The organism is Alcaligenes sp. GCM10023179 (assembly GCF_042653705.1).
GTDB lineage: Bacteria > Pseudomonadota > Gammaproteobacteria > Burkholderiales > Burkholderiaceae_B > Alcaligenes > Alcaligenes phenolicus.
Genome location: NZ_JBHSIQ010000003.1, coordinates 190,935 through 215,565, shown reverse-complemented (window position 1 = coordinate 215,565; position 24,631 = coordinate 190,935). Strand labels below are relative to the sequence as shown.

Genomic DNA, 24,631 nt, shown 5'->3' with positions numbered 1-24,631 from the left:
TACAGGCTTAGCTTGTCCAGTTAGCGGTATCAAACGCCAGGGGTCACACCCTGGCGTTCTTGTTTAACCAGCCGCAACCAATGCTCGATGCGCAGCAAGGCATGATTCGCACTTTGCTGGCGGATTTCATCCCGCGTGCCATCGAAAACAATCGTTTCCGTATAGACGACCAAAGGATCAAATTTATCCTGTGGCTTGAACAGCCAGGCAAAACATTGCGTGCCGGCCGGAATCTGCGGCTCCGCAATATCGTCAGCCACCCCCGTATTGGCAATGATCAAATTGGCCGGGGTCAATTCTGCGGCTCCTTTGGCCATGGCCCGCGCCACTGCCTCACTGCACAGATTATTTTCCGCCAGCACCCGCTGATCGACGCCCAGGCAGCGATACTTGGCCTGCGGAGAATACGTCACAAAAGCACAGTCCAGTACAGCTGCCGCCCCCGCTTGGTCAGCCAGCGTGGACGCAATCAACCCTGCCGTGCAGGATTCTGCGGTTGCCAGCGTCAGCTGGGCCTCGGTCATGATTTTGACCAAGCGTGCAAGATCTACATCGTTCATGGCATACCCTCCTTATTGCTGAAACAAGGACGGTTTATTCAACCATAAAGTAAAAAAGCAGGAAACCAGCTCCTGCTTTCTGCTCACCATCTGGAACATGCGCTTACGCTGCCTCGCCCAGGCACTTGATCAATCCCCGAACAGGCTGGACATATCCGTTGCTTCAAGCCCCAGATTGCTGGCCAGCGCGTCAAAACAACGCAAGGCCGCTTCTATATCTGCGTCCGCAATCCCTTCAAACAGGGGAGCACGGGATTGGCGCAGCAATTCCAGCAGGCGTTCGTGAAAGTCCCGCCCTTTTTCAGTCAGACACAACAGGCGAGCGCGCTTGTCCTGCTCGTCGGGCACACGCTCCAGCAAACCGCCAGACTCCAACTGGTCGATCAGGCGCACCAGGGTGGGGCCTTCCAGACGCATCATGCGTGCCAACTGCCCTTGCCGTATGGGTTCCCCCAACTGGGCCAGATAGCGAATCGGCAGGATGGTGGCCTCGGACACGCCATAACGCACCAGCGTCTGATCCAGTTCACGACGATACAGGCGCGCCAGCACAATCATGGACAGGCCAAATCGTTCATAAAGTTGGTGATTCATCAGGAAGTCTCCACAGCGCGCGGCGTAGCATCAGGCGGGTAAGCATAAACCAGAACCGCTTGCGCCCCCTGCAAGGACTGCGCCACATCCATGATCGCCTGCCTCAATACCGTGTCGGTACAGGATTGGCTGATACGCAGCAATTGCTGGGCCAACTCCACGGGCTGATGCTCAAACCCTTCCAGCAACTCACAGACCAGCTCCACACAGGCTTGCTGCTCCGGTCCGCGTTTGGCCAGCCGCTTCAGCGCGACCACGCCATGGCCCAGGTTGATCAAGGACAGCAAACCATGGGGGGTCTGCTCGCCCATCCAGTGCCAGAGACGCACCCATTGACGCACTACCCGCGCACGCCAGACCCGGAACAGGCGTGGGCGCGAACGCTTGATCAACGGATACAATTCGCGCACCACACGTCTGACCAAGGCTTGGCCACGAGGATGAGTCCGGCGAGGCAAAAGGAAGAAAGCACTGCACACGACCGCAGAGCCCGCCAGCAAAGGCAAGGACTCCTTCAAGATGATGGGCCAAGTAACCGCCGCCATCCCGGCCTGACTGGCCAGCTGGAAACACATATTCGCGTCCAATGCCCAGGTCGACGTAGGACGGTTGGCACGTAACAAACCGCCGACCACCAAAAAAGGAAGCACGGACAGAATGACCTGCCAGTCCGCAACCAGGTGTACCTGGACGAAATAGCGATAAAAGCTGGCTACCAGCACGCCCACGGCAATCCCGGTAAACATGGTTCGGCTCATCAATTGCGGACGCGGCATGGAGCCCAAAATAATGGAGAACGTACACACCCCAATCGCCATCAACTCCAGCGCGGGGCTGGCCAAAGCGTAAGCGATGCCACCTGCAGTGAAAGCGGCCAGGCCACTGACCAGGCCTGTGCGGATTGCCAAGGGCCAATCCACCGAAACAGCAGGCGTCGTCAGAAAACGGTGCCGTCTGGGCTGCACCCGTTCAGCGAACAACCCCTGCTCCGCCCTTTGTATTTGACCCATTGCACGGCGCAAGCGCGCCAGACTGATCTGCCCCTCGTGCCGCAAGGCTGTCTTGCCCAGCACCCGCAAACTCAGACCGTCCTGCAAGCGTTGTGCCTGTTCCTGCAAGTCGCGTGCGTAATCCGCGGCAGGCGAGAGGCCCTGCTCCCTTTGCTGGACAATCAGCGCACTGGCGGCCAAAAGCTCAATCACGGCGTACAGAAACGCATCCACATAAGGCAGGCGTCGATAAGCATCCAGAGAGCCGGCCGCCAGAATACGGGCTTGGGCATCCAGATCCACAATCTCCTGGCGAACACGGCTCCACGAGCTTTGATCCGGCTGCTGATAAGACGGCCCCAAAGCATGAGCAGCGATGCGCAAGGCATCCGCCGCCAGGACACGTACGCGCTCGTAATACGTTTTGCGCTGACTGCGCGGCGTTGTCCGCGAGCACAGCAAGGTAGTGACCACGACCCCGATCAGCGTGCACTCCACTCGCGACAAGGCCAAATCCAGTGACGCCTCCGGAGCCAGCACCGAGGGCAAGACCACCACGCCAATCGTGATCCCCGCCAGCATGGGCAAGTAAGAAAAAGCGCCCCGAAACACATGGGTCAAGGCCGAGGCCACCCCCACCACCAGGGCCATCCCCAGCAATTGCAGATAAGGATTGGGCAAGTGCAGGAACGCCAATCCCAAACCGGCCCCCACCAACGTTCCCAAAATCCGCCACAAAGCCCGCTCGTACACCAGCCCCCGATACGCTTGCGACAGCACCCACACCGGCATGGCAGCCCAAAACGGGTTATCAACGGAAAGCAGAACAGCGATGGTGAACGACAGCCACGCTGCCAAGGCCAAATTCAGGCCATGCAGGAGCGCAGGTCGATCCAGCTGGATCCAGGAAAATGAGGGAAACATAAAAGACAGGAGACAGAACAAAGGCTAAAGCATGATTATATAGATAGCTTACCTACCTATTCAATTACAGCTAGCTGAATATCGTGTTTATGGCAGCTCCGGCCCTGCCCGCCATACACAAGCCTCAAGGCGGAACACGCTGTTTCATGCTGCACCGCAACAGCCTCCCTGGTTTCCATCACGCCTTTCAAAGCTAAACAATTTGCGCCCTGCCCCGCCCTTTTTCAGCCACTCCGTGGTTGTTTGTTAGTTTTCATAAACTATCGCCATCCAGGCATGGTCAAACCGTACGGGAGCGTTCTATGATGTTGGCAGCCTGACCGGCAGGTACCCGAAATCCTGCCCGTCACCCCGTTTTCTTGGCAGGAGTCTTTATGCAAAAGTGGCTGACACGCTACACCGCCTTCTACATCATCATTGGCCTGACCGCCTTTTTCTTGCTGCTTTCCTTGTTCAGAAGCGCAAGCTGGCTATGGCTGGCGATACCAGGGCTGGCCCTGTGCATTCAGGGCTTGGTGGACATCACTCAAACTCGTCACGCCATTCGTCGCAACTATCCGGTTATCGGCAATCTGCGCTTTATCTTTGAAGCCATACGCCCTGAGATTCGCCAGTACTTTCTGGAAGGCGATGAGCAGCAACTGCCTTTTTCGCGGGCGGACCGCTCCCTGGTGTACCAGCGCGCCAAACAGCAGGTCGACAAGCAGCCTTTTGGTACTCACCAGGAGGTCTACAACAATGGGTACGAGTGGATCAACCACTCCATGACGCCCAAGCACATCAAAGACTCACAGTTCCGTATCACGGTGGGTGGGCCGGACTGTACCCAGCCTTATTCGCTGTCGGTGCTGAATATTTCGGCCATGAGTTTTGGGGCGCTGTCGGCCAATGCCATCCTGGCTCTGAACAAGGGTGCCAAGATGGGCAATTTTGCGCATGACACGGGCGAAGGCGGCATCAGCACCTATCACCTGCGTCATGGCGGTGATCTGATCTGGAATATTGGCTCGGGCTACTTTGGTTGCCGCGATGAACAAGGCAACTTTTCGTCCGAACGCTTTGCCGAACGAGCCACTCAGGATCACATCAAGATGATTGAAATCAAGCTGTCGCAAGGGGCCAAACCTGGCCACGGCGGCATCTTGCCCGGCACCAAGGTCTCGCCTGAAATTGCCCTGGCACGCGGTGTGCCGGAAGGCGTGGACTGTAACTCGCCACCCAGCCACAGCGCCTTCCATTCTCCCGTAGAGCTGCTGGAATTCGTGGCCAAGCTGCGTACCTTGTCCGGTGGCAAGCCCGTGGGCTTCAAACTCTGTATCGGACATGCCTGGGAATGGTTTGCCATTGCCAAAGCCATGCTGAAAACAGGTATCACACCGGACTTTATTGTGGTCGATGGTGCAGAAGGCGGTACCGGTGCCTCCCCCGTGGAGTTCATTGACCACGTCGGCACCCCCTTGCGCGAGGCTCTGCGCCTGGTTCATAACACGCTGGTGGGTATCGGTTTGCGCGAACAAATCCGCCTGGGTGCCTCGGGCAAGATCATCAGCGCCTTTGATATGGCCCGCATCATGGCCCTGGGTGCTGACTGGTGCAATAGCGCGCGTGGTTTCATGTTTGCCGTGGGTTGCATTCAGGCCCAGGCCTGTCATACCGACAAGTGCCCCACTGGCGTGGCGACACAAGATCCGCAGCGTCAAAAAGCCCTGGTGGTTGATGACAAATCCCTGCGCGTGGCCAGCTTCCATGGCAATACGCTCAAAGCCCTGGCTGAACTATTGGGTGCGGCGGGTCTGGAACATCCGGACCAGTTACGTCCCCACCATATTGCCCGCCGTATCAGCAACGGCGAAGTGCGCGTGATGTCGGCTCTGTTCCCGGATCTGAAAAAAGGCGAACTCTTGCGCGGCCACTATCGTCAAACGATTTTCCGTGTGGGCTGGCCTATGGCCAACCCCGACTCCTTTGAACCGGCCTATAGCCTGAGCAAAGCCTTGTCGCACTTGAATGATGAAGCTGATCCTGAAGAAATCATGAAAAAACAGGACGCAGCTGATAGCGCAGGCCAAGCCCTGGCCTGACGCGGCATGCGGCAGTCTCCCTAGCGGGACTGCCGCACCGTCCCTACCCCTGCATCCATTTCCCCATAGATTTCAACGCCGGAAGGTCGACTCCAGCTGCTGTCTGCAGAGCGATCCGGTGTTGAACACGCCGCCAGCCCCAGCACCATGACCAAGGCGCTCAGCACCCCATAAATCTGTCGCATATCAAGCTCCTTGATGATAGGCGTCTACTGTGCCACAGAATCTGGGCAAACTGATTTCCATCTGTACTAGAATGCTCTGATCATGATCAGGCACTGCGCATTCCCCACCTCAGGTACTCGCAGCCGGTTTTTACTGGTGCTGGCAATCTGCGCCCTGCTTTTGCGTGGTCTGATCCCCAACGGCTACATGCCCAGCGCCGACCCGGCCAATGCAGCCGCGCTCAGCCTGTGCGTTCAGGGCGACCCTTTCCTGGCGCAATGGAGCAGCCAGCTACCTGGCGGCCCAAAGCACGACGAGCAACACAGCCTGCATGCCGCCTGTCTGTTCGCCCAGGCCCAGGCGCAAAAAGCCCTGAATGATGATCCCAGCCCTGCCTGGAATCTGACACCTACACCACGACATACCTGGGACACTGCCCAACAGGCGGCGGCTCCCGTTCTTCCCCTGACGGGCCCGCCCCTGAGTGCGCGCGGTCCCCCCTCCACGCTCGTTTCCTGACCAGCCTCGGCTGCCCGGCGCAGCCACCTTATGTTGTCAATTAGCGGGATATTTCTATGAACGCCTCCTTCTCACGCCGCCAGCTCCTGCTTGCCATGCTGGCGACTCCTCTGGTCCTGAGCGCCTGCGGCGACAAGGCCCCCAAGCAGCCCGCCTTTCGTAATCTGGAAGGTGTAGACATGAGCAGTGCCGACTTTGCCAAGGATTTCAGCTTGCTGGATACCGAAGGCCAACGTCGCACCATGGCCGACTATCGCGGCAAGATCGTGCTGATCTTCTTTGGTTTTACCCAATGCCCCGACGTCTGCCCGACAGCCCTGACTCGTGCCGTCGACATCAAGGAACAGTTGGGCGAGGATGGCGACAAGCTGCAAGTCTTGTTTATCTCCATTGACCCGGAGCGCGACACGCCCGAACTGCTGCGGGCCTACATGCAGGCTTTCGACCCCAGTTTCGTGGCCCTGCGCCCCACCGAGGAAGAGCTGGCCAAAACCGCCAGCGACTTCAAAGTCTTCTATCAAAAGGTTCCTACCGGCTCCAGCTACACCATGGACCACAGCGCCTTGACCTATGTGTATGACACACGAGGCAAGTTGCAGATCGCCCTGCGTCATACGCAAACGGCTGAAGAAGCCGTGGCTGATATCCGCCAGGTACTGGCTCTGAGCAAGTGAACCCCAACAGGATTACCAACATGAAACGTACTATTGCTCGCTCTCTTTTTTCCCTGGCCGCCTTGCTGAGCCTGCCCACCCTGGCCCAGGCCGAAGTCACCGTTACCGATCCCTGGGTTCGCGCCACGGTTCCCGGCCAGCAAGCCACCGGCGCCTTCATGGTGCTGCAATCTACCGAGAACGCCCAATTGCTGGGCGCCAGCAGCAGCTTGAGCAAACAGGTAGAGGTACACGAAATGGCGATGGAAAACGAAGTCATGCGCATGCGCCAGGTTGAAAAACTCGACCTGCCCGCTGGCAAGGCTGTGGAACTGAAACCCGGCGGCTACCACATCATGCTGCTGGGTCTGGACAAACAGGTTGAGGCGGGCAGTTCCGTGGATCTCACCCTGGAAATCCAGAGTGCCGCCGGTCAAAAGGAAGAGCTGAAAATCAGCGCTCCGGTCCGTGCCTTGAACACCAAGGCTGGCCAGGGTCACCAGGGCGCACACGGCCACTAAGGCCCTGTTCCCACCCCTTCAAACTGCCTGTTTTACCGGTTTGAAGGGCTTTGTTTCAGACTTCCGGGTTTTCCATAATTGGCTGGTTTTAATTAGCTAACGTACATTGAAACCACTGACATAGTGTCAGTAAGCTGTCTGAAACACAGCTTTCCCAAACTGTCATCATGACAGTTCACCGCCGCCAGAGCGGCCCATAGGCCCTACCGCAACGGTAGGGCCTTCGTGTTTCTGCAGCAGGCTCTTTGCATATCACTAGGCCCTTGCACGGGTCTGGAGTAAAGTTAAGACCGTAGCGTCGGTTTAACCTTGCAAGGAGTACATAGATGGCTCTAAGTCCACATGACAACAATCGCTCTGAGTTGCTACGTCAACTGCCCTTGAAACCAGGATGGTTTATTGGTCTGGGCATCGCCCTGATTATTCTGGGTCTGATCGCCTTGATCTACGTGGTTGGCGCCACGGTTGCCAGCGTGGTGTACGTCGGCATCCTGATGACCATAGGCGGCGTGCTGCATCTGGCTCATGCATGGAGTTCCAAAGGCTGGCGCGGCTTTCTGTTCTGGAGCTTGAGCGGCATTTTGTACTTGTTCGCCGGTTTGATTGCCATCAGCAACCCCTTGGTAGGTGCCACCGTCCTGACCCTGATTTTTGGTGCCTTCCTGATTGCTTCCGGCGCATTCCGACTCTGGATCTGGTTTCAGAACCGGGCCCAGGCAGGTGGCGGTTGGATGGCCTTTTCCGGCCTGATTACACTGGCAGCCGGTTTGATCATTGCCGCAGGCTGGCCCGGCAATAGCGTATGGATTCTGGGCCTGATACTGGGTATTGATTTGCTGACCCAAGGTTGGGCCAGCTTGTTGATTGGTATGGCAATCAAGCGCAATCAGAACTAAACCATCGGCCAGGATCAAACCCCTGCGTCGGGATTGATCTCCGCTGACCAAATCACTGCAAATCACTCCGAAAAAATGCCCGACCAGAATCTGCTTCTGGTCGGGCATTATGCTATCTTGATCTCCCGCCCTGGACTGTAGATCTGCCACCAGGCTGCCAAGCCTGCAACTCAAGCGGTACAGAGCAAACCCTACAATCGACTATCGGACTTCCAGCGCTGGCAGAGCGGCATCCCTTCCCCGCAGCCAGGGCTGACGCGTATGGGCCAGCATCTGCGCATCACCGGGGCTATCACCATAGGCCATATCCAGCTCCACGGGTTTATCGCCCAGCCACGCCTGCAAGCGATTCACCTTCTCCTGCCCCCAGCAATTGGCGCTGGCCATGCCCACACAACCTTGTTGATCATCAAAGGCCAACTCTGTCGCCAGCACCTGAGCCATTCCCTGTGCTTGCGCCCAGGGCTGTAAATAAATGGACGGCGAGGCACTGACCAGCACCATCGTATCTCCCCGCTCTCGATGGGCACGGACTCGTTCCATCATTTCCGGGCGGATAATCTGCGGCACATAGTCCCGCACATAGGTGTCGGCTAAAGCCTGAACCTGCTCCCGGCTCAAACCACCCAAGGCACTGCGTAGAAAACGATGCTTGATCGCCTGACGACGCTGCGGACCGCGATCCCAGACCAGGACGCGAGGCACGCAAGCTAAATAGGCACGAATACAGACCGGCCAGCCTCGCATGCGACGTATAAAGTCCTGCAAGCTGTCCCGGTCTGTAATCGTGCCATCAAAATCAAATGCGACCAGCACAGGTACCCCTTTGGTTTTCAGAAAAAGGGCTAGTGTAAAGGGGAACACCAGCCCTTCCCAAGCCCTGCTTTATAAGGCCCAGCCACCCAGGTAGAAAACAACCAGGGCAATGGCAATCAGAACCGTGCCCACATTCAGGCGACGCAGTTCACCCGAGAACAGGCGACCCAGCACCAGCGTGCAAAAGCCCAGCATGATGCCTGTGACGATATTGACGGTCAGCACGATAAACACGGCGCACACCAGACCCGCCATGGTGTCGACCGTATCTTCGGTATTCAGATGACGCACGCCGCCCAGCATGAGCAAGCCCACATACATCAAGGCAGGCGCAGTCGCATAGGAAGGCACCAGACCGGCCAAAGGCGACAGGAAGATCAGCATCAGGAAACCCAGGCCAACCACCACCGCGGTCAGACCGGTACGTCCCCCGGCGGCTGTGCCGGCAGCAGATTCAATGTAGGCGGCGGCAGGCGAAGCCCCCAAGCTGGCAGACACCAAAGAGCTGAGCGAGTCCGTCGTCAGGGCGCGGCTGCCATTGATGATCTGGCCATCCTTGTCCAATTGCCCGGCATTGCCCGCGACCGCACGAATCGTGCCGGTCGCATCAAACACGGCTGTCATCACCAGAGCCAGCACACTGGGCAGGACGACCGCATTCAAGGCCCCGCCTATGTCCATGGCACCGATCAAGGAGTTCTCGCCCAGCAAGCTAGGCATGGCAAACAGGCCAGTAAAGCGCACATTGGGATCGAAGATCAGGCCTACCGCCGACAGACCCAAGATCACCAGCAAGATACCGCCCGTGACACGACGGCGCTCCAGGCCAAAAATCGCTGCCAGACCCAGCACACTCAACCAGACCGGCATGGACGTGACGTCCCCCAGAGCAACCGGCAGACCTGCGCCCGTATTACGGGTCACCAGACCTACCTCGTTGGAAGCGATCATCAACAAGAACAGGCCAATTCCAATACCCGTGCCATGCGCGATGCCCAGGGGCAAATTGCGCAGAATCCAGGTACGAATCCCGGTAGCGGAAATCAGGGTAAAGATCAGGCCCATCAGGAACACGGCACCCAGGGCGACGGCCGGGCTGAGTTGCTGACCCAGCACCAAGTCAAAAGCCAAGAACGCAGTCAAGGACAAGGCACAGCCCACCGCAATGGGCAGATTCGCCCACAGCCCCATCAGCAGGGAGCCAAAAGCGCTGGTCAGACACACGGCCACAAAGACCGACGAGGTATCAAAGCCCGCCTTGCCCAGCATGGACGGTACGACAAATACGGAATAAACCATTGCCAGGAATGTCGTCAGCCCTGCCAAGACCTCCTGACGCAGAGAACTGCCGCGCTCTGTATAGGCAAAATGTTTCTGCAACCAACCGCCAGCAACCGGAGGGACCAGGGCCTCCTGCCCTGGCCGCAATGCGGATTCTTGCTCAGCCATACTTCATGCTCCTTTATCAGTATTGTGATGTCTGAAACGGTACGTTGCCGTCATCAGGAATCAGTAATGGACAGTTCCAGCCCCAAAGGGGGCAAGAGACTTCTCACACGCTGAATCAAAGAAAACGCCGAGCAAAGACGAGTCCTGCCCTGCCCGCAACAAGGTGCAGACATAGGCAGAAAGAAGTAGGTATGCGGGGGTGTCTCCGACCGAACCGAGGCCTTTGCGGCGCTTCTTTTGATCCCGATAATGGGAAGTGAGGCCCATTCTACGAGCCGTCAAGGACGGGAAAATCACCTCTAGGTAATGAGGGTTATCAATCGCTTCGGTGGCGAGATACAGGCATATAGGCTTGGCCGATGAACTGCTGGCGCAACTGCTGCCATTGACGTTGCATATCCTGGGCCTGCTGCTGGTCGGGTCGCAAACGCTCTGGTTCCAAGTGCATCAGAGCCAATCCATATTTGGCCGCCGACAGCTCCTGCGCAACGCTGGCTGACTGCTGCACCGCCTGGGCAGGACGTTCCTGCCATAAGCTGCCCAGGCCGCTCAAACTGTCAGAAGCCTTGGCCAAACGCTGACGTACCGAACCTGCAATACTGACAGGCCAGATCTGGGTAAACATCACGTACATCACCGCATTGCCCAGCAAAATACCGATCACCCGATCACGGGCCGAATCCAGATCAAAGCTGGGACCAAAGCCCTGCAAGGTCACCAGATAAAAGGCAAAGGCAATTTGAATGCCGGCATACGAGATACGTTCCGGGCCATAAAATACCCAGGCCCCTAACAGGGACACCAGGAATACCACAACCATCAAGCCGCCAATATCCAGCAGATGCGGCATCACAAACAAGATGGTGATAAAGCCCAGCGCCGCCCCCAGCAAACAGCCCACAATCCGCAAGGTCAGCTTGTGTACGGTTTCCCCAGTAGAGCCCAAAGCGGCCACGTAGCAGGTAATCATGGCAGTATGAATGCCCTGCCAGTCTGCCGCGCTATAGATCAGATAACAAAGCACTGCAGCTGCCGTCGCCTTCAAGGCATGGTGCTGATAAACAGGATTACTAAAGGCGTCGGGCACCATGAAGGAGCCATGTTCCGGATCCGCTTTGCCAATAGACACCGCCCCCGACAAGGCCAGCAAGGCATCGCGCAAATCTTGTTCGGCCAAAGAACTGGAGGCTGACAGCTCGGGCAGATCATTCATCTGCGGCAAACGCCCTTGTTCAATATCCTGTGCGCTGCGTTCGCACATCTGGGCAAATGCTGTGGCCTGCTCATTGTCCAGATGCTGATCGCGCAAGACGGCAACCGCCAGCAAGGCTCGGTAGGTATTCAAGATGGCCTGATCCAGTTCTGCCTGCTCTTGTGCAGGCCGCAAATGAAACAGCCGTATCCAGCCCAGTCGCTTCTGTTGTGCACTGACCCCCAAAGCCAGTTCGTCCCACAAATCCTGCGTATCTGCCTGCCCCATCAAACCCTGGGCCGACAAACGCAAACGCGCTGCCAGTTCACGGCGCAACACCTTGTGCGGGTACAAACCAAAACAGAGATTGAAGATCAGCACCAGGCCCATGGGGGCGCAGGTCATCAACCAGGCATAAAGCACGGCACGGGTAGCAATCTCGCCAAAGGGCACATAGCCCAACAAGGTCAGCACAAAGGCGATGACCAAGGCAATAATCCCGCCCAAAGGCCCCAGCTTGCTGGCTACCCCGAGAAACAACAGCACAAAGGAGGTCAGCACCATGGCCAGCAAACGCCAGGCCGGATACTGAATCGTGACCTGAATCAATGGCACCATCAGCAGCACCACAATGGACACCAGCACCACCAGAGCCAGCGCCAGTACCGAGCTTTCGCCGGCATCGGACTTCATCACAAAGAAGATCACAAAGCAGCTGACGGCAGACTCGGGAATACCGTAGTTCATGGCCAGCAGCACCATCAAGGCGCACAGCACTGCCACGCGCCAGCTTTGCGCCAGACGACCGGGGGTGGGCTGCAAGTCTTGCCAGACCAGCCGCGCCAGACCCGACACGCCGGTCTTAGCAGTTGCCATCGCGATGAATAATGGTGGTGGCCGAGGCACCCATGCGCATCAAGTCCTCGGGCGGGGCATCCAGACGGATACGCACCGGAAAGCGTTGCGCTACCCGTACCCAGTTCATGGATTTCTGAATATAGGGCAGGCTGCGCGGCAGATTGATCTGCTCCTGGCTGCTGACGCCCCAACCAATTTCCTCTACCTTGCCCGAGAGCTTGCGCGAAGGATCGGACATCACATACACCGTGGCGCAGGCACCAGGCTTGATCTCCTTCAGATCCGTTTCACGGTACATGCCCGTGACATACCAGGAATCCGTATCCAGCAAGGTAAAGACAGACGTGCCGGGCATCAGATGTTCTCCCGAGCCGATACGCAAGCCCACGATACGACCGTTGTGCGGTGCCTTGACCTGAGTATGTTCCAGATCACGCTGGGCCATCGCCAAACCTGCCTGTCGCGCTTGCACCATGGCTTCTTCTGCCTGCGTATTGCCGACCAGAGCCTGAGCGGCCCCGGATTGCTCTGTTGCCTGTTTCAAGGTGACTTGAGCATCACGCAGCAAGGTATTAGCTTCATCCAATTGCTGTTGGGAGACATAACCCTTGGCCGCCAGATTCGCCAAGCGACGCTGGCTTTGCGTGGCCATCGTCAAATTGGTTTTAGCGCGGGTAATCTGATCATCGGCAATAACGGCGTTATGCCCTTCTGCGCGCACAGCCCGTTGCTTCATGTCCAGCGTAGCCTGAGCCAGCGCCAGTTCAGCCTGGGCCTGTTCCAGACGCAGCTGATAAAACACCGGGTCTACGGTAAAGAGCAGTTCATCGCGGCTGACAAACTGACCGTCACGCACCATCATGCGCTCAATGTGTCCAGGCAAGGAGCTGGAGATATGCACCACATCGGCACCGATCACCGCGTCTTCGGACAAAGGGTTGTTGGCAGAGCGCTGCAAATACCACCAAGCCAAGACAATGGCGGCGACAACAATCAGCACGCTCAGCAGGCGGGCAGCGCCTTTACGGGGGGAGGATTTCTGTGCCTGGGTCATGGCTCAGTCACTCGAAGAAAAGAAGAAGTGCGGCAAAGGTCAGTGCCAGCGTCAAGCAGGCATAGACAGGCAAACGCATGGGCAGGGCATCATCCACACCTGCACGAATCAGCCCCCAACGAATCAGCAAGGTCAGCAGCACGGCGCCCAGCACACACACCAGCCAGGCCGGGAAATACGAACCCGCCACATAGACCGACGGGGCAAGAGAACATCCCCCCAACAAGGGCAAGACAGCCAGACCGGCTAGTAGCGCACGCATGCGTGGCATCTCCCTGATTATTGTTAAACCGATCTGCGCATGGCGCCCTGATCGCTGCGACGAATTGTACCTGAGCCCTTTCAAAGACATCATTTATATCTCTGCCGGATTAAGCAACTGTGTATCTATGATTTTCACGAGTATAGTGACAAACATCTTTCTGATAGGGTCTCAATAACCTCGGTTATTTACACAGAGTTGCCATGGATGACGTAAACCTGACTTTAAGCATGCTGGCCGCCGTTTTAATCAGCAACAGCGTGGTCAAGATAATACCTGTTGCCATCCCTGCCCCTCTCGTACAGATTCTGCTGGGCTTTCTGATTGCCGGCTGGTTCAATCATGGGATGACCCTGAATCCGGATCTGTTCTTTTATCTGTTTCTGCCGCCCTTATTATTTCTGGATGGCTGGCGCATTTCCAAGGAAAGTTTAATTCGGGACCGAATTGGCATTCTGGTTCTGGCTTTTATTCTGGTCTTTTTAACGGTATTCGGATTAGGCCACGTGCTGCACTGGCTCATTCCTGCCATGCCTTTGCCAGTGGCCTTCGCCTTGGCCGCCATTGTCTCGCCAACTGACCCAGTTGCCGTCTCGGCCATTACCCGCCGCGTGCCTCTGCCGCCACGACTGCAGGCCTTGCTGGAGGGTGAATCCCTGTTCAACGATGCCAGCGGTCTGGTTGCGTTTCGACTTGCTGTAGCCCTGGCCCTGGGCGGCTCTTTCTCCATCACGTCTGCCAGCCAGAACTTCCTGTGGCTAACGCTGGCCGGCCTGGTCGTGGGCGTAGTGACCACGCGTGCCCTGCTTTTTCTGCGTAATCTCTTTGTGCGCCGCTGGGGCGAAGAGCCAGGGCCAGAGGTTCTGTTCAGCCTGCTCCTGCCTTTTGCGTCCTACTTCCTGGCCGAACAAATGGAGGCCTCTGGCATTCTGGCCGCTGTCGCGGCAGGCGTGACCATGAGCTACGCCGAGCTCTCGGGCAATGCACTGGCGGCCACCCGTATGCAGCGCAAGACCGTCTGGGACACCTTGCAACTTAGTTTGAATGGCATGATGTTCGTCCTGCTGGGCGAGCAACTACCCGCTATCTTTCGCGGCGCGGTACAGGTTGTCCAGGAGACCGGCCACCATAATCCAGCCTGGCTGCTGGTCTATGCGGTCGCCATGTGTACCACCCTGATTTTGCTGCGCTTTCTATGCGTTTACGCTTACCTGTGGCTACGACGCGGCCTGTCCCTGCTGGGCTTGCATCATGATGCTGAGACCGCACAAGCCAACCCGCGCCTGGTGCTGGTGCTGTCCATTGCCGGGGTACGGGGTGCCGTCACCCTGGCCGGTGTCATGACCTTGCCGCTCACTCTTGCCGATGGCAGTCCTTTTCCTGCCCGAGATCTGGCCATTTTCCTGGCCTCCGTCGTCATTATCGTGTCACTGCTGACGGCCAGCCTGGCCCTGCCACCCATCATGAAACGAGTCAGCTTCCCTGCCCTGCGTCGACGTCAGGAGCAGGAAGAACGGGCCGAGCAAGCCGTACGGCACGCCAGCGCCCAGTCGGTGGCGCAGACATTGAATGACTTGATTGCGCACAATCCCGAGTCCTCAGGGGCGCGTTACACGGCCATGGCCGACCGCGTCCTGGGCACTATTGCTCACAGCCCTCAAGGCGACGGACTGGAGCCGGATCTGGCAGAACAAGCACTGGAAAAAGACATGCAAATCCGGGCCATCCACGCCGCGCGTGAGGCCGTTTACACCTTAGCTCGCACACACCAGATATCCGATGAAATCGCTCGCGAACGGGTCCGCCTGCTGGATCTGATCGAACTGCGTATGTCTTGAGTCCGCCTTCCTTTCATTTATCGTTGATTTTTTAGGACGCCATGCAGACTTACTCCTACCTGGGCCAGTCCCCTGCCCTGCGCCAACAACGCCAAGCCTATCGTCACGGCTTGCCAGCCTGTGTTTGCGCCCACCCCTCCATTCCCTTCATTCACAAGCGCTTGAGTGCATCAGCCAGTTTCGCCCCCAGCGCGGTCCCTGCAGGCCCGGCCTTCCAATCCAATAATGCCCTGGATCAGAAACCCATCGCCCTGGCTCCCAAACTGATCCTGAGCAATCTGCGCCTGTTTGATGGTGAAACAACAGAGCTGAAAAACGGGCTGGCCGTCCAGATTGACCAGGGCCGCATCACTGCCGTCATGCCGGTTGCCGAGATTCCGGCCGACGCCACCGTCATGGACTGCCAGAACAAAGTCTTGATGCCTGGCCTGATCGACGCCCACTGGCATAGCCTCTTGTGCGCTGTCGACCAGATGACCGCCATGATGGCCGACCCGGCCGACCTGCATTTGATTGCCAGCAAAGAGGCCGAGCGCACCTTGCTGCGCGGTTTTACCACCGTGCGCGATGCCGGTGGCCCCAGCTTCTCCTTGAAACGCGGTATTGATATGGGCTTGCTGCATGGCCCGCGCATCTATCCTAGCGGCGCCATGATTGCGCAAACCGGCGGCCACGCGGACTTTCGTATGCGCTACGAAGTGCCACGCGCAGAAGGCGAGCTAAGCCATACCGAACGAGCAGGTGTAACCTGCATTGCCGATGGCGCCGACCAGGTCCTGCGTCGTGTTCGTGAGCAACTGATGCTGGGCGCCAGCCAGATCAAGCTGATGGCCGGGGGTGGTGTCACCTCCTTGTACGACCCACTGGAAGGACTGCAATTTAGTGATGCCGAACTGCGTGCCGCGGTGGGCGCCGCCAGCGACTGGGGCACCTACGTGATGGTGCACGTGTACTGCGCTCGTGGTATCCAGCGTGCGATCAAGGCAGGCGTGAAATCCATCGAACACGGCCAACTTGCCGACGAAGAAACCGCCCGCATGATGGCTGGCGAAGGCGTGTGGTGGAGCCTGCAACCCTTTTTGGCCGATGAAGACGCCAACGTCCAGCACGACCCACGCAGCAAGGCCAAGCAACAACAAGTTGCCGTAGGAACCGTACGTGCCTACGAACTGGCCGATAAATATCAGATCCAGACCGCCTGGGGCACGGACATTCTGTTCACCCCCGCCCATCTACCACACCATGGCCGCATGTTGTCCAAGCTGACCCGTTTTTACAGCCCACTCAAGGTGCTGAAAATGGCGACCGGAGATAATGGCCGGCTGCTGCAACTGTCGGGCCTGCGCCAACCGTACGAAGGCGAGCTGGGCGTGATCCGAGCCGGTGCCCTGGCCGATCTGCTGTTGATTGATGGCGAACCCGAACAAAGCCTGAGCTTTCTGGAGCAGCCCGAACAGAACCTGCTCTTGATCATCAAGGACGGCAAGATTTACAAGAACGCCCTGCCCGCCTGAAACCTCATCAAGGAGCTCCCATGCCCAACGAAGTGATGCAGTTATTCAAATTGCTTGGTCTGGGGCTGGCATTTTTGCTGCCCCTGGCCAATCCCCTGACTTCAATGGTGATGTACCTGTCGTTGGGCGAAACCTTGAGCGCAGCAGAAAAGAAGCAGCAACTGCGTCAGGCAACGCTGTATGTCATTCTGGCCTTGCTGATTACCTACTACGCCGGTTTGTGGATTACTTCGGCACTGGGCATTTCCATGGTGGACATGCGCATCGGGGGCGGGCTGATCGTGGCGTATATCGGCTTTCGCATGCTGTTTCCCCCCACTGTCAGCGACGTGGTTTCCAAAGCAGCCGATCAGAACACCGCTGCCCACAACAATATCGCCTTTGTTCCACTGACCCTGCCCTCCACGGTCGGTCCCGGCACTATGGCTCTGGTTATCAGTGCCTCCTCCAAAATGGCTGGCATGCGCGGGCACTATGCGGAATGGGTGCTGGTGGCCACGCCCATCATTCTGGCCATCCTGATTGGTTTGATCTTTTTCATTTGCCTGCGCTCCTCGCTCAGCATCGTGCGTGTGATCGGGCATAACGGCGTCGATGCCATTTCACGCATCATGGGGTTCTTGCTGGTCTGCATGGCCGTACAACTCGTCCTTGAAGGCGGACAGCAGTATGCTGCTACGCTGCTGACTCATTCTGCTGCCTCCTGAATTTATGTCTATGACTTGTTTTCCTGCATTGCGTCTGACTCTGGCTGTGACGGCCGCCCTGACTCTGGCCGCCTGCGCGGCGCCTGATCACAAACCCATGGCCCAGGCCATGCCCGAGCAAGATGCGCCGGAACCACCTCGCCTGACATTGGCCGACTACAGCGGCCCGGATCAAAACCAGCCAGCGCCCCGCGTGCAAGCCCATCACGAATACAGCCTGCCTGAACTGATCGACCTGGCCCAGCGCCTGAACCCCAGCACCCGCATTGCCTGGGGCGAGGCCCAACAAGCCGCAGAAGCTGCCGGTATGGTGGAAAGCACCTACCTGCCCTTGATCTCCGCCAGCGTGGTGGGCGGCTATATGCGCAGCGACCGCGACAGCAGCGTGCACATTCTGGGCAGAGAAGTCGATGTGGACTACGACACCCATTTAAGTGGCGCCGTCCCTTCCCTGACCTTGAAGTGGCTGCTGTTCGACTTTGGCAAACGCGCCGCCTTGCAAGAGGCGGCCGACAAACTGGCCATGGCCAGCCGGATTACCTTCAGCGGTGTGCATCAAGCCGTGATTGCAGAAGTATCCATCAGCTACTTCAACTACAACTCGGCCCGCCAACGCGAGCAAATCTCTGCCCAAGGGCTGAAAAATGCGGCACTGATTGAAGATATCGCCCTGGAGCGGCAGCGCAATGGGCTGGGCACCCAGATTGAAGTCGCGCAGGCACGACAACTGAAAGCCCAGGCACGTTTGCACCATGTGAATGCCAGCACTCTGGCACGTCAGTCTTATCAAACGTTGCTGGGTGCAATTGGCCTGTCCCCGGAAACGGAGCTGAAAGTCGCCGATAGCGCCACCCGCCCCCTGCCCAAGGATCTGGATATCCCTGGCAATGACACACTGAAAAAAGCCATCGCCCAGCGGCCCGATGTACAGGCCCTGCAAGCCGCCCATCAGGCCAGCCTGGCAGGCATAGACTCAGCCGAAGCCAGTTTCATGCCCAAGCTGGCCTTGATGGGTTTTATCTCCAAACGCATGGGTTCATTAAGTGTAGGCAGCCTGCCCGAAGTCAGCCCGCAATCCTCCTCCCGAGGCGCCGTGCTGGCCCTGAATATCCCGATCTACGACGCTGGGCTACGCAACAAGCAAGTACGCGAAGCCCAGTTGCGTGCCGACACCGCGCGCGAACGCGTCGCCAAAACCGAACAAGACGCCTACAAGCAAATGATCATCGCTGCCGACGCGCTGCGAGCTGCTCTGGAGTCTCATCAAGCCGCCACCAGCCTGGTCGAGGCGGCACAAATCACTTACCAAGGTGCGCTGGAATCCTATAAGGAAGGTCTGACCGGCATGACCTTGCTGACCGAAGCGCACAGCGGTCTATTGGGTGCACAAGAAGCCCAGACTATGGCTCATACTGCAGGTTTGGTCGGCTCTGTAAACCTGGCCTTTGCCATGGGCGAACTCAATCAAGCCCCCAAAACCCCTGGGGATGCCACCAAGTAGTAGGCAAAGAAGAAGCAAGCCACACTCTACTTGGGAGCAAAAATAAAAAGGGAGCCATGCAAGGCTCCCTTCTCATGTAGCAACCGCTACTGCAGCAACTTACTGCTCTTCAATCGCATCCAGCGCCTTGGCAAGGCGCTCCACCGAGCGCTCCAGATTGTTCAGCTTGTCCAGGCCAAACAGACCAATTCGGAAGGTCTTGAAATCGGCAGGTTCATCGCATTGCAAAGGCACGCCCGAGGCGGCTTGCAAACCAGCCTTGGCAAACTTCGCGGCCGAATGTATCCCGTCGTCCGTGGTGTAGCACACCACTACGCCCGGCGCCTCAAAGCCCGGTGCCGCCACGCTGCGGAAACCATGTTCGCTGAGCAAGGCACGCACCTTGCGGCCCAGTTCCAGTTGACGATTGCGGATCCAGTCAAAGCCCAGAGCTTCCGTCTCGGCCATCGCCTCTTGCAGCACTTTCAAGGAATCCGTCGGCAAGGTGGCATGGTAGGCATGAGCCCCACTCTCATACGTTTCCATGATCTGCAGCCACTTGCGCAGATCGCAGGCAAAGCTGGTGCTGGTCGTGGTCTCAATGTGCTGACGAGCACGCTCGCTTAACATCACCAGACCGCAACATGCCGAGCCAGTCCACCCCTTTTGCGGGGCGCTGATCAGCACGTCCACACCCACATCCTTCATATCCACCCACACGGTGCCCGATGCAATGCAATCCAGCACAAACAGACCGCCCACCGCGTGCACGGCATCGGCGACCTGACGCATATAGTCGTCGGGCAACATAATGCCGGAGGCTGTTTCCACGTGCGGGGCAAACACCAAAGCCGGTTTTTCAGCCTGAATTGCGGCAACCACTTCTTCGATAGGGGCCGGTGCATAAGCGGCCTGCTTGCCTTCCTCAATCGGGCGTGCTTTCAGAACCGTGGTGCTGGCGGGGATGGAACCCATGTCAAAAATCTGAGTCCAGCGGTAGCTGAACCAGCCATTGCGTATCACCATGCACTTTCGGTCCGTTGCAAACTGACGGGCCACCGCTTCCATGCCAAACGAGCCACTGCCCGGCACAACAATCGCCGAATGTGCCTGATAGACCTGTTTGAGCGTGCGAGAGATTTCACGCATCACTTCCTGGAAGGTCTTGGACATATGGTTCAAGGCGCGGTCGGTGTAGACCACCGAATATTCAAGCAGGCCGTCCGGATCAACGGGAGTGCTGGTTTGAGACATGAAAACCTCGGAATTCAGATGTAGAAGATATAAGGATCGAAGGATTTTAGACCAAGCCGCTTGGTACGGGCAGCTTGACCCCAAGACCCTTCCGGTCAGAAGAAATTGCACAGACAGGCCGAACAAGAACAACCTGAATGAGAATTATTGCTATTATTCACTATTCTTTTTTCCGCCTGCTCCGCTAAGCCGCTCCATGTCTCACCCTTCACGTCCCATAAAAGCCTGGCTCGCCTCGTATAGCGAGCTGTTTGGCGTATGGCGGCGCAAGGCCGAGAGCCGGGAAGACGCGGAAGATGCCATGCACGACACCGTTGTGGGCATGCTGGAAAACAACACTACCCTGATCGACAACCCACGTGCCTATCTGGCACGAGGCACCAACAACCGTCTGATCAGCCGCCATCGCCACCAAACCGTCCTGACTGTTTTACCCTTGGACGAGCTAAGCGATACCGAGCATCCGCGCCAGGCCGGGGCTGACAGCCACGCCCAGTTTGAGCAATTAGCCGACGCGCTGGTGAACGCGCTGGCCGACTTGCCCCCAAAATGCCGAGAGGTCTATATCAAGCATCGACTGGAGGGCTGGACCCATACCGAAATTGCCCAGGACATGGCCCTTTCCCGCAGCATGGTGGAAAAATACATGACTCGTGCCTTGCGTCACATCCATGAACGGCTGCACCATTACGTACCTGACTGACGCCATGTCGTACACAAAGCCCGCGCCATGACCCACCCCTCTTCCTCCGACGAACTGGATCACCCCAGCGATGCCGCTCATTGGTTCGCCCGACTGCAATCGGGGGAAGCCAGCGAGCAGGACCACCACGCCTTCCAAGCCTGGCGGGACGCTGATCCTGACAACGCGCGCCGCTACCGCGAGGTGGAGTACCTGTGGCGCGCCAGCCAGGCCGTCCCGGAAGAACGCCTGCGCAGACTGCTGCCCCACGCCCCTGGTCTTGTGCCATCCCCCAAGCGCCGTTATCTGACACTGGGTTTGGGCGCGCTTGGCATGCTGGCCCTCTCGGCCGGAGCCATCCATCAGTCGGGCTGGTTGAACCCGGTAGAAGAAACGGTACAGTTGCTCACTGCCAAAGGCGAACGTCAGCAAATCACCTTGCCCGATGGCTCTGTTGTGGACTTGAATACCGACACCATCGCCCAGGCTCGTTTATCTGCCTCCAAACGGGAAATCGAACTGCTCCAGGGTGAAGCTTTTTTTGCCGTCCAACACTACCAAACCCTGCCCTTTATCGTGCGCACCGACTTGGGCACCGTAACCGTCACCGGCACCCGCTTCAATGTGCGACGGCTGGCAGACAGCCTGCAAGTCAGCGTTCAGTCCGGCTCGGTCAAAGTGGAGTCCGGTCCTTGGTGGCGTCGCCAGGAACGCCTCCTGGAGGCGCAGCAACAAGTCCTGTTACGCCAAGGTGCGGAGCCCGGTCCGGTACACACGGCCGACGTGGAAAGCCTGACAGCCTGGCAACGCGGCAAGATCATTTTCAAGAACACGCCTTTGGAAGTGCTGGTACAGGAAATGGCTCGCTACCTGCCCCAGCCCTTGACGCTGGACGCCCCCGCCCTGCGCCAGCACCGTATCTCCGGTATTTTCGATGTCGACCAACCCGAAACCGTCGTGAAGGCCTTACCGGCCATTGCCCCAGTCCGGGTCCAGAGCGATGCGTCGGGCGTGCAGCATATTGTGGCTCACTAAAAACAGAGCTTCCTGGGCCTGTTACAAAATAATCATGATTCTCATTCCGGTGATTGAGCACCTTGTGCGTCTAGGTAGGTGAAGGAGGCTATCCCGTGCAGGACAGCCCCCTGAGTCCCTTTGGCCAAAGGCTGGGCGCGTCTATCGCGCGAGATGTATTTTCATTGGAAAACGTAGGATCGTGAGCCCCTTTACCCCACGTCGTCGCCACTCGCCCCTTTTGCAGGCGAACTTGAGTGCCTTGACCTTAAGCCTGAGTCTGGCCTTCAGCCTGGCCCCTTCTGCTGTGCAGGCCCAGCAAACTGTCTCTATTCAGATCCCTGCCCAGCCCTTGGGCGATGCCCTGCTGAAACTGGGCGAACAGACCTCTTTGCAGATTTTTTTCTCTCAGGATGTAGTTGCCGGACGCCAAGCCCCCTCGGTCTCGGGTCATCTGGCACCTGAGCAAGCCTTGCGTCAATTGCTGGACGGCAGTGGCATCAACTACACCCGAGACGGCAACACGGTCACCTTGTCAGCCGGTGTGACTCAATTGACGCCAGTCACGATACGCCGCGCCCCCACAGACACCGCTGACAGCTACGTCGCACTAAACAGCCGCGGTGGCAAGCTGGACGTGCCCTTGATCGAAACCCCGCGTTCGGTCTCCATCGTCACGCAAAAGCAGTTAAAGATTCTGGCCCCGCAAAGCATTGAACGCGCCCTGGCTTACACCCCTGGCGTTCAGACTGACGTGTCCGGCTCGGGCGACCTGCGCATGAGTGGCGCGGTGATACGTGGCTTTAGTGACGGCAGTGCCTACTACAAAGATGGCTTGAAGCAACTCTCGGCAGGCACCTACGGGTCCTGGAACGATGATATGGACAGCCTGGACAGCATCGAAGTGCTGAAAGGCCCGGCCTCGGTCCTGTATGGACAGGGACGCCCCGGCGGCGTGGTCAACGTGGTGTCCAAGCGCCCCACAGCCGATCACGTGAACAGTCTGGGACTGGGCTATGGCAGCTACCAGCGCCGTCAGTTAACGGCGGATCTTGGTGGAGCCTTGAACGACGATCAATCCCTGCTGTATCGCCTGAATTTGTCCGGGCGCAAAAGCCATGGACGCACCATAGACTCGCGCGACGATCGTGTCTCGGTGTCCCCCGCCCTGCTTTGGAAACTGTCGGACCGGACCAGCCTGACACTGTTGGGTTCGTATTCGCGTGAACGAGGCACTCCCAAGTCCTGGTGGCCCAATCTGTTTTATTACCCCGAAGTCACTGACCTGCCGCTCAAACGCACCGCCGGGGACCCGGCGTTTGACTACTTCAATCGCGACACCAAAGCCATTGGCTATGCTCTGGAGCATGACACCGAAAGCGGCTGGCGCTTGCGTCAGAACCTGCGCTATTCGGAAATCGACATTGATTACCGCCATATCTACGCCATGGCCGTTCTGGCCGACCAGCGCAGCGTCTCCCGCGCCAGCCTGGCCCAGGAAACCAAAGGCCGCACCTTCACGGTAGATAGCCGTGTCGGCAAGGACTTTAACTGGGGGCCGTTGGAGCACACCCTGGAATTTGGTGTGGACTATCTGCGCTACAAAGAAAACGACGGTTTGGGCTTTGGCTGGAACGTACCTGACCTGGACATGCTCGACCCGGTATACGGGCTGTCCATCACACCGCCCGAACTGGATTACTCCGAGCGCGATCTGAAGCAAACCGGGATTTACATGCTGAACCAGCTGAAATGGGACCAGTGGGTTGCCAATGTCAGCTTGCGTCACGACACTGCTCGCACCGTACAAAGCAGTGCGACGCAGCCGCGCATGACGGACCGCGCCACCACCGGCAGCGCGGGCTTGCTGTACCTGTTTGACAATGGTGTGGCTCCATACATCAGCTATTCCACCGCCTTTGACCCCACAACAGGGCGGGCCGCCGATGGCACGGCATTCAAGCCGCGCGAGGGCAAGCAATACGAAGCCGGGGTGAAGTATCAGCCACCGGGAACCGATGCCCTGATTACCGCTGCGGTGTTTGACCTGCGCCAGACCAATGTCACCACGCCCGATCCGAACTTCCCGCGTTTCAGCGTCCAGACAGGAGAAGTACGATCCACGGGTATCGAGCTGGAAGCCAAGCTGCCCATTAGCTCTCAGCTTAACCTGATGGCGGGCTATACCTATCTGGATCCACGGACTACGCAAAGCGAGCGCCCGGCAGAAATTGATCGGCAGACGTTGCAAACCGCACGTCAGACCGCCAGTCTGTGGCTGGACTATCAGCCCCAGCAAATTCAGGGCTTGATGCTGGGGGCCGGTGTACGGTATCGGGGCAAGTCGCCCAATGATGTACGGCCGGATGGCAGCCTGAACTACAACCCTTCTTTTACCTTGGCAGATATGGCGGTGGCGTATGAGACCTCCCGTTATCGGGTAGCCCTGAACGTCAACAATGTGTTCAACAAGAAGTATTACACCGGCCAGTTCCGGGGCATGGAACGGGAAGTGATGTTGAACATGAATCTATATTGGTAATCATCTTGCTGAACAGGAGGCTGTCTTGCCTGACAAGTACAGCTTACTCTGACTAAGTGCAGCGGCA

General features: G+C 57.9%; 22 protein-coding genes. 12 read left to right on the top strand and 10 right to left on the bottom strand.

Translation table 11 applies throughout. The features are described 5' to 3' along the window. Nucleotides 1-29: 29 nt before the first annotated feature. The 3 genes from ACFPDR_RS14900 to ACFPDR_RS14890 form a co-directional block, all read right to left on the bottom strand. On the bottom strand, nucleotides 30-560 hold the full coding sequence (locus ACFPDR_RS14900; RefSeq protein ID WP_026484714.1) for a CinA family protein: 531 nt from the start codon (nucleotides 558-560) through the stop codon (nucleotides 30-32). 129 nt (nucleotides 561-689) lie between these two features. After that, a complete protein-coding gene (locus tag ACFPDR_RS14895) occupies nucleotides 690-1,154 on the bottom strand; it encodes a MarR family winged helix-turn-helix transcriptional regulator (RefSeq protein ID WP_009460957.1) in 465 nt (154 codons plus the stop codon). After that, entirely contained in the window at nucleotides 1,154-3,067 is a 1,914-nt protein-coding gene (locus ACFPDR_RS14890) for an FUSC family protein (protein WP_239055359.1), read from the bottom strand. Before ACFPDR_RS14890 ends, ACFPDR_RS14895 begins: the two co-directional genes overlap by 1 nt. A 374-nt stretch (nucleotides 3,068-3,441) precedes the next feature. Between ACFPDR_RS14890 and ACFPDR_RS14885 the strand changes: the two genes are divergently transcribed. Further along, nucleotides 3,442-5,148, top strand: coding sequence for an FMN-binding glutamate synthase family protein (locus ACFPDR_RS14885; RefSeq protein ID WP_302356347.1), 1,707 nt, complete (start codon nucleotides 3,442-3,444; stop codon nucleotides 5,146-5,148). Nucleotides 5,149-5,168: 20 nt separating this feature from the next. Here ACFPDR_RS14885 and ACFPDR_RS14880 read toward each other — a convergent pair whose 3' ends face one another. After that, the gene (locus ACFPDR_RS14880; RefSeq protein ID WP_157664272.1) at nucleotides 5,169-5,333 is read right to left on the bottom strand and encodes a hypothetical protein; all 165 of its coding nucleotides are present in this window, start codon (nucleotides 5,331-5,333) and stop codon (nucleotides 5,169-5,171) included. A gap of 82 nt (nucleotides 5,334-5,415) precedes the next feature. Here ACFPDR_RS14880 and ACFPDR_RS14875 point away from each other — a divergent pair, with 82 nt between their 5' ends. The 4 genes from ACFPDR_RS14875 (at nucleotide 5,416) to ACFPDR_RS14860 (ending at nucleotide 7,902) form a co-directional block, all read left to right on the top strand. Beyond that, nucleotides 5,416-5,832 (top strand): hypothetical protein, encoded by a 417-nt coding sequence (locus ACFPDR_RS14875; protein ID WP_035268339.1) that lies wholly within the window; start codon nucleotides 5,416-5,418, stop codon nucleotides 5,830-5,832. A 56-nt stretch (nucleotides 5,833-5,888) separates the two neighbouring features. Next, nucleotides 5,889-6,506 carry an SCO family protein gene (locus ACFPDR_RS14870; RefSeq protein WP_239055358.1) on the top strand — a complete coding sequence of 206 codons (618 nt, stop codon included), beginning with the start codon at nucleotides 5,889-5,891 and terminating at the stop codon, nucleotides 6,504-6,506. 20 nt (nucleotides 6,507-6,526) lie between these two features. Next, nucleotides 6,527-7,006: a copper chaperone PCu(A)C gene (locus tag ACFPDR_RS14865; protein ID WP_060186062.1), complete on the top strand. Its 480-nt coding sequence runs from the start codon at nucleotides 6,527-6,529 to the stop codon at nucleotides 7,004-7,006. Between the two features lie 326 nt (nucleotides 7,007-7,332). After that, nucleotides 7,333-7,902, top strand: coding sequence for an HdeD family acid-resistance protein (locus ACFPDR_RS14860; RefSeq protein ID WP_009460967.1), 570 nt, complete (start codon nucleotides 7,333-7,335; stop codon nucleotides 7,900-7,902). A gap of 201 nt (nucleotides 7,903-8,103) precedes the next feature. Here ACFPDR_RS14860 and ACFPDR_RS14855 read toward each other — a convergent pair whose 3' ends face one another. From ACFPDR_RS14855 to ACFPDR_RS14835, 5 genes are all read right to left on the bottom strand, one after another. Beyond that, entirely contained in the window at nucleotides 8,104-8,718 is a 615-nt protein-coding gene (locus ACFPDR_RS14855) for an HAD-IB family hydrolase (protein ID WP_302356339.1), read from the bottom strand. A 69-nt stretch (nucleotides 8,719-8,787) separates the two neighbouring features. After that, entirely contained in the window at nucleotides 8,788-10,167 is a 1,380-nt protein-coding gene (locus ACFPDR_RS14850; RefSeq protein ID WP_035268349.1) for an NCS2 family permease, read from the bottom strand. A 316-nt stretch (nucleotides 10,168-10,483) separates the two neighbouring features. Then, nucleotides 10,484-12,235 (bottom strand): FUSC family protein, encoded by a 1,752-nt coding sequence (locus ACFPDR_RS14845; protein ID WP_052159193.1) that lies wholly within the window; start codon nucleotides 12,233-12,235, stop codon nucleotides 10,484-10,486. Next, nucleotides 12,222-13,271 (bottom strand): multidrug transporter subunit MdtN, encoded by a 1,050-nt coding sequence (mdtN, locus tag ACFPDR_RS14840; RefSeq protein ID WP_021446781.1) that lies wholly within the window; start codon nucleotides 13,269-13,271, stop codon nucleotides 12,222-12,224. The genes ACFPDR_RS14845 and mdtN overlap by 14 nt, the downstream gene beginning before the upstream one ends. A gap of 7 nt (nucleotides 13,272-13,278) precedes the next feature. Then, the gene (locus ACFPDR_RS14835) at nucleotides 13,279-13,533 is read right to left on the bottom strand and encodes a YtcA family lipoprotein (RefSeq protein ID WP_179136438.1); all 255 of its coding nucleotides are present in this window, start codon (nucleotides 13,531-13,533) and stop codon (nucleotides 13,279-13,281) included. 203 nt (nucleotides 13,534-13,736) lie between these two features. On the opposite strand from ACFPDR_RS14835, the gene ACFPDR_RS14830 reads away from it, so the two are divergent. The 4 genes from ACFPDR_RS14830 to ACFPDR_RS14815 are packed head-to-tail and all read left to right on the top strand — an operon-like array spanning nucleotide 13,737 to nucleotide 19,093. After that, nucleotides 13,737-15,371, top strand: a complete 1,635-nt coding sequence (locus ACFPDR_RS14830; RefSeq protein WP_060186963.1) for a Na+/H+ antiporter — start codon at nucleotides 13,737-13,739, stop codon at nucleotides 15,369-15,371. 41 nt (nucleotides 15,372-15,412) lie between these two features. After that, complete coding sequence (locus ACFPDR_RS14825; protein WP_083053824.1) at nucleotides 15,413-16,885, top strand: metal-dependent hydrolase family protein; 1,473 nt, start codon at nucleotides 15,413-15,415, stop codon at nucleotides 16,883-16,885. Nucleotides 16,886-16,905: 20 nt separating this feature from the next. Next, entirely contained in the window at nucleotides 16,906-17,592 is a 687-nt protein-coding gene (locus tag ACFPDR_RS14820) for a MarC family NAAT transporter (protein WP_009460989.1), read from the top strand. Nucleotides 17,593-17,602: 10 nt separating this feature from the next. Next, nucleotides 17,603-19,093 (top strand): TolC family protein, encoded by a 1,491-nt coding sequence (locus ACFPDR_RS14815; protein WP_256868597.1) that lies wholly within the window; start codon nucleotides 17,603-17,605, stop codon nucleotides 19,091-19,093. A 99-nt stretch (nucleotides 19,094-19,192) separates the two neighbouring features. Here ACFPDR_RS14815 and ACFPDR_RS14810 read toward each other — a convergent pair whose 3' ends face one another. Beyond that, complete coding sequence (locus ACFPDR_RS14810) at nucleotides 19,193-20,326, bottom strand: aminotransferase class V-fold PLP-dependent enzyme (protein WP_115635027.1); 1,134 nt, start codon at nucleotides 20,324-20,326, stop codon at nucleotides 19,193-19,195. Nucleotides 20,327-20,522: 196 nt separating this feature from the next. Between ACFPDR_RS14810 and ACFPDR_RS14805 the strand changes: the two genes are divergently transcribed. The 3 genes from ACFPDR_RS14805 to ACFPDR_RS14795 all read left to right on the top strand — a co-directional run bounded on the left by ACFPDR_RS14805 (nucleotide 20,523) and on the right by ACFPDR_RS14795 (nucleotide 24,564). Beyond that, nucleotides 20,523-21,029 carry an RNA polymerase sigma factor gene (locus tag ACFPDR_RS14805; protein WP_035268361.1) on the top strand — a complete coding sequence of 169 codons (507 nt, stop codon included), beginning with the start codon at nucleotides 20,523-20,525 and terminating at the stop codon, nucleotides 21,027-21,029. Between the two features lie 27 nt (nucleotides 21,030-21,056). Beyond that, nucleotides 21,057-22,043: a FecR family protein gene (locus ACFPDR_RS14800; protein WP_302356331.1), complete on the top strand. Its 987-nt coding sequence runs from the start codon at nucleotides 21,057-21,059 to the stop codon at nucleotides 22,041-22,043. A gap of 181 nt (nucleotides 22,044-22,224) precedes the next feature. Beyond that, complete coding sequence (locus ACFPDR_RS14795) at nucleotides 22,225-24,564, top strand: TonB-dependent siderophore receptor (protein ID WP_376911351.1); 2,340 nt, start codon at nucleotides 22,225-22,227, stop codon at nucleotides 24,562-24,564. Nucleotides 24,565-24,631 lie beyond the last annotated feature (67 nt).

What these genes read in the sequence shown, in the direction of transcription:
- ACFPDR_RS14900 (WP_026484714.1), bottom strand. Translation starts at nt 560, where the DNA reads ATGAACGATGTAGATCTTGCACGCTTGGTCAAAATCATGACCGAGGCC.
- ACFPDR_RS14895 (WP_009460957.1), bottom strand. Translation starts at nt 1,154, where the DNA reads ATGAATCACCAACTTTATGAACGATTTGGCCTGTCCATGATTGTGCTG.
- ACFPDR_RS14890 (WP_239055359.1), bottom strand. Translation starts at nt 3,067, where the DNA reads ATGTTTCCCTCATTTTCCTGGATCCAGCTGGATCGACCTGCGCTCCTG.
- ACFPDR_RS14885 (WP_302356347.1), top strand. Translation starts at nt 3,442, where the DNA reads ATGCAAAAGTGGCTGACACGCTACACCGCCTTCTACATCATCATTGGC.
- ACFPDR_RS14880 (WP_157664272.1), bottom strand. Translation starts at nt 5,333, where the DNA reads ATGCGACAGATTTATGGGGTGCTGAGCGCCTTGGTCATGGTGCTGGGG.
- ACFPDR_RS14875 (WP_035268339.1), top strand. Translation starts at nt 5,416, where the DNA reads ATGATCAGGCACTGCGCATTCCCCACCTCAGGTACTCGCAGCCGGTTT.
- ACFPDR_RS14870 (WP_239055358.1), top strand. Translation starts at nt 5,889, where the DNA reads ATGAACGCCTCCTTCTCACGCCGCCAGCTCCTGCTTGCCATGCTGGCG.
- ACFPDR_RS14865 (WP_060186062.1), top strand. Translation starts at nt 6,527, where the DNA reads ATGAAACGTACTATTGCTCGCTCTCTTTTTTCCCTGGCCGCCTTGCTG.
- ACFPDR_RS14860 (WP_009460967.1), top strand. Translation starts at nt 7,333, where the DNA reads ATGGCTCTAAGTCCACATGACAACAATCGCTCTGAGTTGCTACGTCAA.
- ACFPDR_RS14850 (WP_035268349.1), bottom strand. Translation starts at nt 10,167, where the DNA reads ATGGCTGAGCAAGAATCCGCATTGCGGCCAGGGCAGGAGGCCCTGGTC.
- ACFPDR_RS14845 (WP_052159193.1), bottom strand. Translation starts at nt 12,235, where the DNA reads ATGGCAACTGCTAAGACCGGCGTGTCGGGTCTGGCGCGGCTGGTCTGG.
- mdtN (WP_021446781.1), bottom strand. Translation starts at nt 13,271, where the DNA reads ATGACCCAGGCACAGAAATCCTCCCCCCGTAAAGGCGCTGCCCGCCTG.
- ACFPDR_RS14835 (WP_179136438.1), bottom strand. Translation starts at nt 13,533, where the DNA reads ATGCGTGCGCTACTAGCCGGTCTGGCTGTCTTGCCCTTGTTGGGGGGA.
- ACFPDR_RS14830 (WP_060186963.1), top strand. Translation starts at nt 13,737, where the DNA reads ATGGATGACGTAAACCTGACTTTAAGCATGCTGGCCGCCGTTTTAATC.
- ACFPDR_RS14825 (WP_083053824.1), top strand. Translation starts at nt 15,413, where the DNA reads ATGCAGACTTACTCCTACCTGGGCCAGTCCCCTGCCCTGCGCCAACAA.
- ACFPDR_RS14820 (WP_009460989.1), top strand. Translation starts at nt 16,906, where the DNA reads ATGCCCAACGAAGTGATGCAGTTATTCAAATTGCTTGGTCTGGGGCTG.
- ACFPDR_RS14815 (WP_256868597.1), top strand. Translation starts at nt 17,603, where the DNA reads ATGACTTGTTTTCCTGCATTGCGTCTGACTCTGGCTGTGACGGCCGCC.
- ACFPDR_RS14810 (WP_115635027.1), bottom strand. Translation starts at nt 20,326, where the DNA reads ATGTCTCAAACCAGCACTCCCGTTGATCCGGACGGCCTGCTTGAATAT.
- ACFPDR_RS14805 (WP_035268361.1), top strand. Translation starts at nt 20,523, where the DNA reads ATGTCTCACCCTTCACGTCCCATAAAAGCCTGGCTCGCCTCGTATAGC.
- ACFPDR_RS14800 (WP_302356331.1), top strand. Translation starts at nt 21,057, where the DNA reads ATGACCCACCCCTCTTCCTCCGACGAACTGGATCACCCCAGCGATGCC.